This is a genomic window from Methanolobus sp. WCC1 (genome assembly GCF_045690315.1).
GTDB classification, from domain to species: Archaea; Halobacteriota; Methanosarcinia; order Methanosarcinales; family Methanosarcinaceae; genus Methanolobus; species Methanolobus tindarius.
Window position 1 is genome coordinate 1099162 of record NZ_CP146979.1, and the last position, 15349, is coordinate 1114510.

Consider the following 15349-nt stretch of genomic DNA (forward strand, 5'->3'; position numbering starts at 1 on the left):
AGGACTAATAAAATACTCTGCAATTATTCAGGGTCTTAATATGAAAAACTATAATGGTCTCCTCCTTAAACCATTGAATATCTCTTCCAGTAAAAATAAAGCACCATTAATTCCAACGTATGTTCTTGGCAGGAAATTCAAGTATCCTGATGATGGCATAGCAATCTCAATACCTTTTTTGCACAGACTTTTTTCCTGCATCATCCTGACTGTGTGCCCGTCGGAAATTACGATATCAACCTGTTCATCGTCACAAAACTTATTCCAGGACTCTGAAAATCCTGTTTTTTCAAGAAAATCAATAATCTGACTTTCAATCTCAGGTTTAGATCCCGGTAATGTTTTTACGCTAAACGGTGCCATTCCCAGATATTCATACAGCCATTTTGTTAAAGGCAAAACAACTGAACTATCCCCATTGATTGCAAATGTTGCACCTTTTGGAAGGCCTGTAAGAGAATGAAAACGTGAGATTTTATGATAATGCTTTTTCCGTTCATTTCTTAAAATTTCGATAGCATGAGATGAATCCAGCTCCATAAACGATGCAATTTTCTCAATCCATATTTCAGTTGCATCATATCCGACAGGAGCACCTGCCGGGGATAAAACATATGGGATGCCAAGTTTTTCTTCATACCATTTTGCAATTTCAAGGCCATATTCCGGAAAAACTACAATGTTGCATACGGCAGATGTGGATTTTTGCAGTTCCTTAAGACTTGTTCCGGCACAAATGACAGCTTCGATCTCAATATTCAAAAACGAAAGAATTCTTCTTAATTCATATACTGTACTGTCCCAGTTACTATTGTAAAGTGAGATTCCAATAAGATTCACCTTTACCGGATTTGAATTATTCAAATTCTCTTCAAGATTCATCCATTTGAGGATCTCTATTACAGTTTGCTCAAATCCTTCACAGACAGGTGATGAATATCCAGCATTCTCAATAGCTATACAACGGTTTGACAGGCCGGCAGAACCAATGAACTTTTTAAGGTCATCCCCTATCAAAGAAGCTCCCGGTGAATTTAAAATAACAAGCATATCCTCACTTTTTGCTGCAATAGCAGGGAGAATTCTCCGTAATTTTTCAGTTGAGCCGGCAACGTAATCCTCACCCTCAAGATAGGTGCATGGTACCCGTGGCTGGCCGAAATAGAATTCTTCTGTATAGCCAAGCGGGTCAAAAGAGGAAGCTCTTGGGTATTGGCAATCGGAAATATGTGAATGATAGAACTTGCAACCTGTTGGGCCGTTTAATACAACTGCTGCATCTTTAATACCTTCCACTGCCAGCAGTGAACCGGTAAATGCATCTGCTGTTAGTGTCATGACACGTCAACTCCATCCAGTTTCCATCCTTCTACAACCGGAAGTCTCATGAGTGTTCCCCATCGTCTGGCCATTACAAGTCCGCTATAAAAACCTACATCAGGAGAAATAGGTATGGCATCATGATGAACTCCATCTTTTGTCATCATAGGTGGATAATTTGATAATACAAGATCAGGGTTAAGTGCTTCTATATCCTTTTGCCTTTTTTCGGTAGTATAATCATATTCCAATGGCAATATCCCAATATATTTGCTTCTGAAATCATCATATGATGATGCAATCAGGCCTACTTTTACCAGTTCCATTCCAAGATCTATGATTGTATCAATTATCCAGTCAAGATTCAAGGAAAAAGAACTTATTATCACTCTCTTTCCTTTCAGAATAGGACGCAGGTTTTCGATTTCGGAAAAATATAAATTCTTATGGCAGGCAATTAATTCTTCTGATCTTATTTCAGTATCAAAGCGATCTGCAAGTAGATCCAGCCACTCAGCAGTTTCATTAAAACCTATGGGAAACGGAAGACCAAAGAATTCGACACCTGCATTTGATTCCAATAATCTCTTTAAAACAGTGCCAGAATCGTCGTTATGTGCCAGAATATTCAATGAAGCCCTTTTGAATTTCCTGATTTCGTCAACAGTTGTAGTTGACACAAAACGGCAATTGACTTCAACTCCTATACTTCCAAGAAGTTCTTTAATAATTCCATAATTTGAATTTAGATTTCCTGACAGTGTTTTTTCCCCTACAATATTAACTAGGGATTTATCTTCGTTTTCTTTAATGACCGGGTCTATCATATTGCTAATTATTTTATATGCTTCAACAATTCCCTGTGAAAAATCACCTGCAAGATTACCATCTACTTCTATTGGGAGTATATCTGTTTCAGGGAATTTTTGTTTCACTCTTAATGCTGCCTGTTCGACATCATCCCCTATAAGTCCAGAAGGACATGTAGTGACAACGAAAATGGTATTCCATCCTTTCATACAGGCTTCTTCAATGCACATCGCAAGCTTGTCAATTCCTCCAAAGATGAAGGATTTTTCACTCATTTCAGTAGAAACAAGATTTTTTCCCTCACTTTCTGAGGGAACAATTCCATATCTTGAACTGGCGTTAAGCAGCGAGTTATTGAGAAAATGGGATGCAATATGTGCACAGCTCCCAGGACCATGAACTATTGTCAGTGCATCGGTTATTCTGGAAGTTACAGTGACAGCACCCGCAAATGAACATCCCTGGAGTGGTTTTTTGTTTTTAACATTTTTTGTTAAAAAATGGCTTTTCTTATTTACCAGGGATTTTTGTTTTCTCTCAGGTATTTCAAAGTGCAGTGGTTTTTGACTTGCAGCTAAATTTTTTTTATTCTGTTTAAAACTATGAACTCTCCCAAGAACTATCTTTTCCATTTTTTCATTGCTAAGCGGATTTGCTTTGAAAAGACTGATGTCCTCATTAGATACCTTTTCAACATGATCTGCAAGTTGCTTAAATAAGAACGAAGGTACAGACATAGGATATCCCTGTATAACTGTGCATCCTTCTTTTTCAGCTTCAGCAAACAATTCATCCCTGGGAATCGAAGTAACCACTGGTAATCCAACGGCATCGGCAAAGGCTCTTACTTTTTCATTTTCATGCTCCAGTCCCCTGCTATTATGGATAATTCCTGCAACCCGCGGTGAATTATCATCAAAATTACTGATTCCGCGAAGAATATTGTTGGCAGCATACAGTGCCATGTATTCTCCTGAGCTTACAATGTATATGGCATCAGCATATTCTTTTCTTATAGGAACTGCAAATCCTCCACATACAACATCCCCCAGGACATCATAGAGCTTAATATCAAAAGGTATTTCTTCAATTCCCAGTTTTTCAAGGATTTCAAAAGTGCTCAGGATTCCCCTGCCTGCACATCCAACCCCGGGTTCCGGCCCTCCGGCTTCTACACAGGCTATGTCTGCATACCCTCTGAAAAGTATGTCATCAAGTTTTCGATGGTCTGGATACGTATCGCGGATATAATCCAGTACAGTAGGTATTGATTCTCCATCCAGAAGAAGTCTGGTGGAATCATGTTTAGGATCACAGCCTACCTGTAGTACACGTTTTCCCCTGTTTCCAAGGGCAGCCGAAAGATTTGCTGAGATGGTGGATTTGCCGATACCACCTTTTCCGTAGATTGCAATCTGGATCACTGGAGACTGATTCCTCCTGAAAGCCTGGTGGAGAAATTATCAGTTATCTGCTTTTCATTGCTATCTTTTTCGTGTGTCCTGCACAGGAACTGTATCATATCTGCAATGGAAAAGAAATCATGTTCTGCTGTATGATTTAAATATCTCCAGCAAGTATCTCCATTGTTATTCTGGATCTCAATAGTAATATCACAGTTACCATCACTGCAGATACTGTATCCTGCACGTTCAAGTGCATGAGATGTCCAGATAAATTCGTTATTGTCATTATTGTCTTCCCCTATGAGGGTGACATTTCCTTTTTGTTCAGGAGAAATAACAAATGTCCCTTTTTTATTATCAAAATGTACTCCTCCCATTTCAAAAGCCGATCCGAAAACACCTTTTAAAATAAGATCTTCAGGAGCACCTGAATAAAAATCTCCATTTTTATTAAAAAGCCATATTTTATCAGCTGTTCGCATGGCAATATCAAGATCATGAATCGAAAGCAGAACAGCTCTGCCCGGATGACGTGAAAGTGATTTAAGAATTCTCATTATCTCAATTTTGTGTGGCATATCAAGAAATGCAGTTGGTTCATCAAGAATAAGTACTGAAGGGTCCTGGGCCAGTCCACGTGCGATCATCACTTTCTGTTTTTCTCCGTCACTTAGTTCTGACATGTAACGTGAGGAAAGTTCACTGGCACCAACTGCTGCTAATGAATAGGATACTATCTCCCTGTCCTTTTCTGATAAAGTGCCTGACCATCCTGTATGCGGATAACGGCCTAAGGATGCAACATCAAAAGCCCTGAAATGTGAAATTGATACCTGTGATGTTAATACCACACTTAAAACCCTGGCTTTTTCTATGGCACTGTAATCACTCAGTAATTTTCCTGCAAGATGTACATCACCTGAAATACCGGGTTGCATTCCAATAAGTGTTCTTATTAAAGTTGATTTACCGGCACCATTTGGACCAATAAGACAGACAAGTTCTCCAGACATCAAATCCAAATTAAGATTACTGGAGACTATTGTGGATTCCTTGTTCCTGTGTTTGTAACCTATTGAGAGGTCTGATGTTGATATAAGAGGTGCATCTTTCAAACGGAAACACCTCTTCCAAGTTTGTTACCGTAAAGTATGACCCATATGATAACAGGTGCTCCAAGCATTGATGTAACTGAACTTAACGGCAAAGTAAGACTACTTCCCGGAAGATGTGCTATCATATCTGCAAATAATGCAAGTCCTCCTCCGATTAATGTGCATCCCGGTACCAGTATCCTGTGATCGGCAGTGACAAAAATTCCTCTGCAAAGATGTGGAACAGCCACGCCAAGGAAAGTGATTGGTCCGCAGAAAGCAGTTACAACACCTGCAAGAAGGGCTGTGATAATTATCAGGTAGCTCCGTGTTTTGCTGAAGTTCATTCCCATACTGGTAGCATATTCTTCGCCCAGCAGCAAAGCATTCAGGGGCTTTGTAAGTAAAAATGCAAATATCAGGGCGATTATAATCACGGGGGCAAGTATGCTTATTTCCGTCCATCTGATATCAAAAGTACCAAAAGTCCATTCTGAAAATGCTTTTACTTTTTCAGGGTCACTGAAGTGTATAAGGATTGTAACCAGGGCGTTTGTGATGTAACCGAACATCAGTCCTAAAATGAGAATTGTGACATTGCTCTCTATTTTTCGCGATACGAAAAGTACTATCATAAGCACCGCTGAAGACCCAAGAAATGCTGCCATGGCAACTGTGGCACTACCCAGAAAACCAAGGCTTCGAAGCATTTGTGGGAGTGTTGCTGCAGAAACTCCTCCAAATAGAAGAATTACTATGGCAACTCCAAGGCTTGCACCTGAACTGATTCCAAGAATAAATGGTCCTGCAAGGGGATTCCTGAATAATGTCTGCATCAGAAGACCTGCAACTGCCAGTGCAGCACCACCAAAAACAGCCGCTAATGCCCTTGGAAGTCTCAGATCCATTATTATTATCTTTGATGAATCATCTACCGGAGTATTCCCGAGTAGTACTGAAAGAGTTTCACCAAGTGGAATGTTTACTGATCCGAATACAAGGTCTAGCACAAAGAAAAAAAACAATGCAATAAGAAAGAATCCCAGGAGCAGTGCTGTTCTCTGTGAATGATTCTTTAATTGCATTTTTTTATTCAAATCTTGTTTTTCAGTTTTTTTCATTCTACCCTCTTATGATAAACCATTTCATGGTCCGGAATTAATTCGGGATGGAACATTTTTACAAAATCAGCCAGTACCAGATCAGGTCTCACAACTCCGGATTCATAATAGTCGTTCCCTCCGTTTTCGTTGACCTTGTAGTAACTGGAATAGACAGTTCCATTGTTTACTGAATTAAATTCTATGTAAAGAGAATCTTCAGCTTCAAGCTCCTCTAAGTTGTTCCAGGTTCCTGAAGAAACCCAGTAGTCAGCATCTTTGCCCATGTCAAATACTGCTTCAAAATCAAGAGTTAAAGTACCCGTGTCATTATTGTCATTCCAGAAATAGCTAGCTCCGGCATCATCGATGTACTGGGCTATCAGGCTGTTCCCACCAGGTACGTACCATGTACCTTCCCATGCCATTCCACTCATTACAACCGGTCTGTTTTCTACAGATTTTGTCATTTCTGCAAGTTCGTTATAGTCATTTGCAACCTGATCAAAATATTCATTAGCTTCATCTTCCGCATTGAAAAACAGGGATATGAACTTGATCCATTCTGCTCCGGCAAGTGCGGATTCTTCTTTGTATTCATCAACAACTACGGGTTTTATACCGATATCAATCAGATTGTCTATATGTTTGTCATCGTAAGGGACACCTGTAGTGAGAGTAAAAACAAGATCCGGATTTATCCTGACCATTGCTTCGGTATTCATGTAGCTGCCGGTTCCTACTTCTTCTATAGTTCCCTCTTCAATCATTTGCCTTACAGGAACCGAATTTATATATGTAAAAGAGCTGACAGCTTTGAGTTTGTCTGTCTCTCCGATAATCTCAAGAGCTGGCAAATGTGTTGTTGAAAGAGCAGCAACACTTTCTACAGGTATTTCAATTACAACGGAATCTTCATCATGCTCAGGAACAGGAGTTCCCTTTTGCACAAGTATGTATGAATATTCATTGTTTGTAACAGAGTCCATCACAGTTACAAGTTTGTAATTATTATGATATTCAACTGTGAATCCCTGTGCATATTCTATGTCTATCTTGTCAGGAAAATAATCTTTTGAAGAATTGTAGTCTTCATTGACAGGATTATTTGTTTCCTGACTGCTGTCTCCTATGCATCCTGATAAGGGACTACAGATCAAAAGTATAAGCAAAACAAAAACATAATTTCTATTCATTGAATTCTCTCCGGTTCATACTGGGTAATTTATTTTAATTTTCACTCTCGCCGTGATTTTCTTCTGCATAACATTTTCCATTTTTACAGACCCAGGCTGTAACACGTACCCAGTTGTCAAGTATACTGTCTTGTTCGTTGAGGAGTTTGTAAAATGGCGGCTGTTTATTGCAAGGTAAAATTTCAGGAATACTTTTCATAAGTGAAAGTGCAGCTTTTTTACCGGCTTTCTCAGGAAGCAATCCCCACGATATTTCATCAACAATATGGAGCAGGGATGTTGTTAGACTCACAAGTGCAGGATTTTTTGCAATAATCCTGAGCTCTTCAACAAATTGTGTTTTCCTGTTTTCCCCTTCCATGGAAGAAGCTTCTTTCCAGTATTTTTTCTCATCAATTCCAAATCTTTCAAGCCGAACTAACATATTGCATTGGGTCTGCGATGTAAGGTCAGATTGCTGTGCAAGGGCCTTTTTGGTAGCTTCTTTCACACATTTTCCTATGAGCTCCCCGAGTTTGGAATGTTTTCCGGAGTCGTCAAGATACAGATGGCTGGTATTATCAGAAACCACAGCTATCATATCTGTTCCTGACCCGGTGGCGATTCCCTGAGAATACTGGCTGGGAGCCATAAGTTCATTTACTGCAACGGCTTTAGCTTCACTAGCTGTAACTACCGCGTTCACCATGGCATAATGTGGGACATTGGCACCGATGAGTAAAATGGTGTTAATTGTCCCGGGAATCATGGTAAACTGTCCATTTTCCTGATAATATGTTGCGGGATCCCCTGCACGCCCCCCATTAACCTCAATTCCACCGGTGATAATTGCTGTAACTTCAAGATCTCTGAAATTGTGGGTTACTATTGCCACGTTTTTCATATTAGCTGCCGTCATAAGACCGGTAGAATATAGTGGATCAAGTCCCAGCTTTTTTGAAACCAGCGCAGCATAAGCTGAAATTCCTCCTCCTTCTAGAGAGGAAACTTCATGGTCAACATCAGATTCATGCAGAACCTGATGATTATATATGTAGCGAATATCGTTCCGGTATCCTCCATTTAACCAGGATGTAGTGAGCGTATTTCTACCAGATGGCAGTTCCACGACAATCGACTTCTCATGAAGGAAAACCCTTTCTCCACCAGATGTTTGCCATAATAATTCTTTTGAAAGCCAGCTATCATTTTTTACTTCAACCTGGCTGTTTTCCATAGATGAGATGATAGTTTTTTCATCTGTTTTTCCATTCATGTTCAATCACCGGTTAACAAGGTATTTTTCATGGATGATGTAATATTAAATTGAAAAATCTCATACCAAAATTAACACGGAGCATCTGAAAAAAGTTGTATTTATAGAGTGGATTTTACCTCATAGCTATTAGCTTTTTAAGTAATAATGGCATTTTGAATGGCATCTTTGCCGGAGTGTGAATGACTCTGAATTGGTGGTGAAAAATAGTAGTTGGTTTTATCAAACCAAATAATAATTATCCAGAATGTACAATTCCAAATCTGATGAATAGTCTTGATTAATTATTTTTTTATTCACTTTATTTGGAAGTGAAAGAACATGACTTTTACCAAATATATTTCTTTCAACAAGCTTCGCTTCTTCCAGTACCCGTACATGCTTGGAAATACTTGTACATGAAATTCCAAGCTCATTTGCAATTTCTGTGATGTGTTTATCTTTGGAAGAAAGTGAATCCAGTATTTTTAATCTTGTTTCATTACCTACCACTTTAATCATGTTAGTCTTTTCAACCATTTGGTAACTCCTTGATGTATCCGTATTCATAAATTCTGCAACCTGCAAAATACCTGGAAACCTACCTACGAATCTATATTTCTAAAGAAATAATTTATTAAGAAGTAGTAACAATACTATATATAGTGCTTTATTTTAGTTATACATCTTAGTTTCTATGCTACAAATTGATGTAATTATATTATAATGCTAATTTACTCTTATACGGGAGAACTATTTTTTATTGCAATTCTCTATGTATTTTTACGGTTATTTATACGTCATTGTAGTATATTTACTGTAAAATTCATAATTTTTACTTATTCTATAAACTTAATAATCTGAAGCCTTTTTTCCGTAGAATAGGAGGATTGGCCAATTAAAGTGGAAGGTCTTGGTAAATAAATTGGCCAATATTAACAGGCCAAACACAGCAGTTATGCGTGAACCACTAACATGCTATACAGAATATATTTCGGAGAACTTCTAGTTATTGTTGTGATAGTGTTCGACCTGTCTGGTTCTAAATAGGATTTCTTCATATATCAATGTTACGAATAAACATAAAAATAACAACTAATAGCTATTTATTGTATTATGGTATTACTAAAATCTGTAAATAAAATGGTGAAAACTATGGAATTAAAACCATTCAAAAGAGAATCTGTAATGCCTCTTCCTGTTGCTTTCATCTCTACGGTAAGTAAGGAAGGTGTAAGAAACATTGCTCCGTATGGCTGTGTAATGCCGGTACTAAGACCTCTTGACCTTATATGTATAGCAACGGCAAAAAGAAGAGACACACTGGATAATATCAGAGAAACAGGAGAATTTGTCGTTAATCTTGCCGGTGCAGATTTTGCAGACAAGGTTATACCAACTGCAAAAGCTATTCCTGCCGATCAGGATGAATTTGAATTTGCAGGTCTTGAGGAAAAACCCTCAAAAAAGATCAGTGCTCCCGGAATAAAAGGATCTTATGCATGGATGGAGTGTGAACTTTTCAAACTGTATGAAGAAGTCAGCTACATACTTATTATGGGAAAAGTTGTCCACCTGGAAGTTGAAGATGAAGTATATGATGAGACTGGATTATGCAATGTGAACAAAGCCTGTCCTTTAATGATGATGGGTGCAGATGATGGCATGCATTTCTGCACAGTTGAAGAACTTGGAAAATTCGAACCTTTCAGTGCAATGTTTCCCCAGGGAAAAGACCCGCTTGCTAAAATGTACAGGGAAAATGATTCTACTTAATATCAGATAAAATGATGTCTGCACATTTATTCTTTTTATCTTTTTTATTGATTTTTAGTTCACAATATTACTGGTATCGTATAATTTGTGTTATCATATGATTTGCAATATTTGATGTCAAATTATCGATGTTATTATTATATTCAAGTAAAATCTAATAACACGAAAACTATTATATGTATTACTTACTTTTACCATTCGTGATTATCATGTCATCAGATTGTTCTACCGAAAACACAACTAGAGAAATTGCTTCATTTGAAGATGCTGCGAAGTTCCACGGACACGTCTGTCCTGGCCTTACAATTGGTTACATCGCAGCAAAAGCAGGTATTGAAAAACTGCATACCGAAAGGGACATTGACGAGGAACTTGTCACCATCGTGGAAAACGATGCCTGTGGAGTTGATGCAGTTCAGGTGCTTACGGGCTGCACAATAGGTAAAGGCAATCTCATTTACAAGGACCATGCAAAACAGGTATTCACATTCATCTGCCGTGACAGCAAAAAAGCTGTAAGAGTAGCCCTTAAAGCAAGTTTTAATATTGACAACATCGACCCGAAAGTAAGTGACCTCCGTCCTAAGGTAATGTCAGGAACTGCTACTGATAAAGAGGTAAAAGAGTTCAGGGAAAGGATGGATGGCATTTCAGTCACAATGAGAAACACACCTGTTGAGGAGATGTTTGAGGTCAAATTCGTTGATGCGGAGATTCCAGGAAAAGCAAGGATATTCAATTCAGTCCAGTGTACAAAATGTGGTGAAATGATGGCTGAATCCAGAGCCAGAGTGCAGAATGGTGAATATATCTGTATCCCTTGTTATGAGGAATACAACAGAGGATGGTAAGGATGAAATTGAGTAAAAGATCAATTTCTCTTTTCATATCATTACTTCTTGTAAGCACAGTAATCGCAGGATTACTCATGCCTGCATCAGCTTCAGGTGAAGACAGCAGTGAAGAAAAAGTGTTCACCGCTAGCTGGGGAACAAGCTCAACAGCAGACTGGGGATTTCCTTCCCCATTGACATTCTATCCACGCGGACCTGGCTACATAATGACAAGCTACTGTTTTGATGCACTTGTGTGGCCGGAAGAGTCAGGAGATTTCACAGGTCTGCTTGCTGAATCATGGGAAAGTTCCGATGATGGTCTTGAATGGACATTCCACCTGAGAGAAGGAGTAACATGGCATGATGGTGAACCATTCACAGCAGATGATGTCGTTTTCACAATGGATTACATAAAAGGAAAAGCATCAATAAGTCCTATAGGTTCAAGCTGGTATAACACTGGCGTAATTAACAGTGTTGAGGCTCTCGATGAACATACTGTTGTTATCACACTTAATTATCCTTATGCACCTTTCATGCAACAGGTTGCAGCAGTCATCCCAATAATGCCAGAACACATCTGGGAAGATGTTGAAGACCCAAGTAAATACATGGAAGATGAGGCTGCAATAGGTACAGGGCCTTTCATTCTTGAAGATTATGACACGGATCAGCAGTCCTACAAATACACTGCTAACAAGGATTACTTCCTTGGCGAACCAATTATAGACACTCTCATCTATGTCAAAACATCCGATGTTGTTATTTCCCTGAAGACAGGGGAAGTGGATGAATCAGGCCTCACTCTCGATCAGGTTCAGGCACTTGATGAATCAGACAACATGGAGGTTATCAGCGGACCAGGTTACTGGGTTTACCGCCTGAGATTCAATATTCCTTCAAATACAATACTCAATGATACAACTGTTCGCCAGGCAATTTATTATTCACTGAATTGTTCGGATATTGAGGGCAGAGTACTTCATGGTGGTGGAATTGAAGGAAATCCGGGATATGTTCCTCCTTATTCAAGCTGGTATAATCCTGATGTAACCCAGTATGAACATGATATTGAAAAAGCCAATCAGATGCTGGATGATGCAGGTTATTCTGAGACTAACAGTGATGGTATAAGACTGGATTCAGAAGGAAACCCACTTGATTTCCAGTTATTGTATTCTTCTGACCAGCAGAGCCAGAGGATTGCTGAACTTGTCCAGACATACCTGAAGGACATTGGTATCAGTATAACTCTTAAACCGGGAGATACCAAAACCGTAGACGGACTGGTCGGTGCAGGCAATTTTGACCTTGCAATATACTCACACGGTACATCCACAGACCCTGCCAGAATGTTGAACTCATTCCCGACATCAACCGGATGGAACAATTCGGAGTTCATGGCTCTTGCAGAAGAGCAGATGAGCACAATGGATGAGGATGAGCGTAAGGAACTGGTTGACAAGATGCAGGTTCTTATAGCTGACAACGTGCCAACGATTCCGCTCATGTACAGGAACGTTTACAGTGCAACCAGTAAGGACACAGTAACCGGCTTCTTCTATACAGATGGTGGAGTAGGTGGCGGTGTGCCAACCGAATACAACAAACTTGTTTTCATCTATGGAACCTGGAACGGTGCCAACGATGACACTGCTGAAGGAACAACAGAGAATGCAGCTTCAAGCATAGGAATCCTTGGTTCAGTTGCAATCTTTGCATGTGCCTTCATCCTGATACGCCGCGGGAATAGCTAAACAGGGAAAAGCAGGAGAGATAAAGAGCAATGGACAGGAAAAGGTCAGGGCATATAATATCCAGGGGACTGGAGTATGCCATCACTTTTTTCCTGATCCTTGCAATCAATTTTTTTCTTCCCCGGGTAATGCCAGGTGGACCACTACTCAGTATCACAGGCAGCCAGAGTGCTGATCTTCCTGTGGTCATCGATGAGGAAATGAAATACAAGTTGATGGAATACTATCATCTTAATGACCCTCTCCATATTCAGTTCATACATTACATCTTAGATGCATTGCATCTTGATTTCGGTTATTCTATTTTCTATAATGTACCTGTAGTTGACATTCTTATAGGCAGACTTCCATGGACTATACTGCTCATGGGCACTGCTCTTGTATTTTCAACTATTTTCGGGATTATCATCGGCCTTGAATCTGCCTGGAAACGAGGGGAGAAACTGGACCATGCCCTCCTTGTGATAATGCCATTTTTCAGGTCGATACCTGCATTTTTCCTTGGAGCTATCATGATATTTGTCTTCGGATACAAGACAGGATGGTTCCCCACTTCAGGTGCAATAACCCCGTACATGAACTATGCAGGGTTCAGTGATTATGCACTGGATGTCCTTTCACATCTTGCACTGCCGATGCTCTGTCTTGCTGCTTTTGAAATGCCTGGTACATACTTGCTTGTAAGGAACGTCTGTGTTCAGCAACTTGGAAAACCGTATGTGCTCATGGCGGAAGCCAGAGGACTAAAAGATCGGACAATAAAAAAACATGTGCTTATCAATTCAATTGTACCGGTAATAAACCAGATAGCAGCAATGCTTGGTTTTATGGTGGCAGGTACGGTGTTCATAGAAACCGTATTCTCATATCCTGGAATGGGGCTGTTAGTCTACAATTCATTTATAGAACGTGATTATCCTGTACTTCAGGGAGCTTTCATATTCATGTCACTGGTGGTACTGGCATGTAACTATGCAGCTGACATTGCATGTTCCTATATTGACGGAAGAACGGGGCAGGAGTGAAATGCACGAAAAAACGTTGTTCCAGAGATTGAAAAGTCCAAAAGGTATTACCGGACTTGTCATTCTTTGTTCTTTCATTTTCGTTGCAATTGCAGCACCGTTAATCACGCCCTATTCACCTGCTGATGTATCCAGCAGTCCTTTACTTAAGCCCAGTAGTGAACATCTCCTTGGAACCGATGATGTTGGAAAAGACATATTTTCCAATCTTGTCTACGGATCAAGAACTTCGCTGATGGTAGCCCTTATGGTCTCTTTCGGAGTTTTGGTGATTGGTACTCTTGCAGGTGTATTTTCAGGGTACACCGGTGGGAACTTTGACAGGGTCATGATGAGAGGAGTTGATATTTTCCTCATGATACCGGACCTGCCTCTTATCCTGATACTTGCAGCGTATCTGAGTCCAAGTCTCTGGAATATTATTTTCATTCTTATTGTAATGGGATGGCCTGTCGGTGCAAGAATCACCAGGGCCCAGACAAAAACATTGAGAGTCTCAGGTCATGTGGACTTTGCCAGAGTCTCAGGAGCTGGTAACTGGTATGTAATCAAAAAACACATAGTTCCTGACCTGTATCCGATAATGATAACCACAGTTGTTATGCAATCCATCCGTGCCATACTTTCAGAATCAGGTCTTGCATTCCTGGGTCTTGGAGATCCTTCATTTCCAAGCTGGGGGACCATGATAAAATATGCAGTATCATATCCGCTGGTATTTTTCACAGATGCGTGGATGTGGTGGCTGATGCCTGCCGGACTATGTATCACTTTATTGGTGCTCTCTTTTGTGCTTGTTGGACAGGCACTGGAAGGTGAAAAATGATGTCATTGCTTGATGTTAAAGGACTGAATGTTGATTTTTCAACGAAGGAAGGCATGCATTACGTACTCAAGAATGTGGATTTCAACATAGACAAAGGAGAAATTGTAGGTCTCATAGGCGAATCAGGTTCTGGAAAATCCACACTTGCCATGACAGTTCTGGATATAAATTCCCACAACAGGCATATGTCAGGAAATATCAGCTTTATGGGAGAGAGGATTGACAGCATCAAAAAGGAAAAGATGCGCCAAGTCAGGGGAAAAAGCATCGGATTTGTTCCCCAGTCTTCAATGAATGCACTTAACCCACTTGTGAAAATAAAGTCACAATTCTTTGAGACAATTAAAGCTCATACAAATATGTCCCGTGAGGACATGCTTTCATTGACTGAAAAGTCACTTGAAATGGTAGGTATCAATCCTTCAAGAATGAATTCCTGTCCCTATGAATTCAGTGGTGGACAGCGACAAAGAATAATGATCGCACTTTCAATGCTCCTTTCACCTGAACTAATCATTGCTGATGAGCCGACCACCGCACTGGATGCAACTGTTCAACTGAAAATTATCGAACTACTAAAGGATGTAGTACAGAAGAAACACACATCCATGCTTGTGATTTCCCATGACCTGCATACTATTTCCAGAATATGTGACAGGATTTACATCATGTATGCGGGAAAAATTGTGGAAACAGGTACCAGGGATGAAATTCTTAACAATCCTGTTCATCCGTATACCCGGAAACTTCTGGCTTCAAGATTACCTCTGATGTGTGAGCCCGTGAGGGTGAAAGGAATATCAGGCACTCCACCTTCAACTTTGAAGAAGTATGAAGTCTGCGAGTTTATGGAACGCTGTGACAGGGTTTCAGAAATATGCAGGACTGTAAGACCTCCTGAATGTACAGGTAGTGTGAAAGTAGCATGTCATCTGGAATCTAATTCAGAGTGCCATTTGGAGTGATAAT

At 39.8% G+C, this 15349-nt stretch carries 13 protein-coding genes; 6 read left to right on the forward strand and 7 right to left on the reverse strand.

Translation table 11 applies throughout. The features are described 5' to 3' along the window. Positions 1-48 precede the first annotated feature (48 nt). From V7O61_RS05440 to V7O61_RS05470, 7 genes are all read right to left on the reverse strand, one after another. Positions 49-1338, reverse strand: coding sequence for a nitrogenase component 1 (locus V7O61_RS05440; RefSeq protein ID WP_407282498.1), 1290 nt, complete (start codon positions 1336-1338; stop codon positions 49-51). Then, complete coding sequence (locus V7O61_RS05445) at positions 1335-3554, reverse strand: nitrogenase component 1 (RefSeq protein WP_407282497.1); 2220 nt, start codon at positions 3552-3554, stop codon at positions 1335-1337. Before V7O61_RS05445 ends, V7O61_RS05440 begins: the two co-directional genes overlap by 4 nt. Beyond that, entirely contained in the window at positions 3551-4651 is a 1101-nt protein-coding gene (locus V7O61_RS05450; RefSeq protein ID WP_407282496.1) for an ABC transporter ATP-binding protein, read from the reverse strand. Before V7O61_RS05450 ends, V7O61_RS05445 begins: the two co-directional genes overlap by 4 nt. Next, a complete protein-coding gene (locus tag V7O61_RS05455) occupies positions 4648-5751 on the reverse strand; it encodes an iron chelate uptake ABC transporter family permease subunit (RefSeq protein WP_407282495.1) in 1104 nt (367 codons plus the stop codon). The genes V7O61_RS05450 and V7O61_RS05455 overlap by 4 nt, the downstream gene beginning before the upstream one ends. Further along, positions 5748-6926 carry an ABC transporter substrate-binding protein gene (locus V7O61_RS05460; protein ID WP_407282494.1) on the reverse strand — a complete coding sequence of 393 codons (1179 nt, stop codon included), beginning with the start codon at positions 6924-6926 and terminating at the stop codon, positions 5748-5750. The genes V7O61_RS05455 and V7O61_RS05460 overlap by 4 nt, the downstream gene beginning before the upstream one ends. 34 nt (positions 6927-6960) lie before the next feature. After that, a complete protein-coding gene (locus V7O61_RS05465; RefSeq protein WP_407282493.1) occupies positions 6961-8181 on the reverse strand; it encodes an adenosylcobinamide amidohydrolase in 1221 nt (406 codons plus the stop codon). Positions 8182-8403: 222 nt separating this feature from the next. Beyond that, entirely contained in the window at positions 8404-8700 is a 297-nt protein-coding gene (locus V7O61_RS05470; protein ID WP_023844062.1) for a winged helix-turn-helix domain-containing protein, read from the reverse strand. 615 nt (positions 8701-9315) lie between these two features. On the opposite strand from V7O61_RS05470, the gene V7O61_RS05475 reads away from it, so the two are divergent. The 6 genes from V7O61_RS05475 (at position 9316) to V7O61_RS05500 (ending at position 15345) form a co-directional block, all read left to right on the forward strand. Next, positions 9316-9936, forward strand: coding sequence for a flavin reductase family protein (locus V7O61_RS05475; RefSeq protein ID WP_407282492.1), 621 nt, complete (start codon positions 9316-9318; stop codon positions 9934-9936). Between the two features lie 209 nt (positions 9937-10145). Continuing rightward, entirely contained in the window at positions 10146-10787 is a 642-nt protein-coding gene (locus tag V7O61_RS05480) for an FmdE family protein (RefSeq protein WP_407283419.1), read from the forward strand. A gap of 2 nt (positions 10788-10789) precedes the next feature. Continuing rightward, positions 10790-12529, forward strand: a complete 1740-nt coding sequence (locus V7O61_RS05485; protein WP_407282491.1) for an ABC transporter substrate-binding protein — start codon at positions 10790-10792, stop codon at positions 12527-12529. A gap of 29 nt (positions 12530-12558) precedes the next feature. Further along, a complete protein-coding gene (locus V7O61_RS05490) occupies positions 12559-13554 on the forward strand; it encodes an ABC transporter permease (protein WP_288067774.1) in 996 nt (331 codons plus the stop codon). A gap of 1 nt (position 13555) precedes the next feature. Then, positions 13556-14380 carry an ABC transporter permease gene (locus tag V7O61_RS05495; RefSeq protein ID WP_407282490.1) on the forward strand — a complete coding sequence of 275 codons (825 nt, stop codon included), beginning with the start codon at positions 13556-13558 and terminating at the stop codon, positions 14378-14380. Next, positions 14377-15345 (forward strand): ABC transporter ATP-binding protein, encoded by a 969-nt coding sequence (locus tag V7O61_RS05500; protein WP_407282489.1) that lies wholly within the window; start codon positions 14377-14379, stop codon positions 15343-15345. Before V7O61_RS05495 ends, V7O61_RS05500 begins: the two co-directional genes overlap by 4 nt. The last annotated feature ends 4 nt before the right edge of the window (positions 15346-15349 follow it).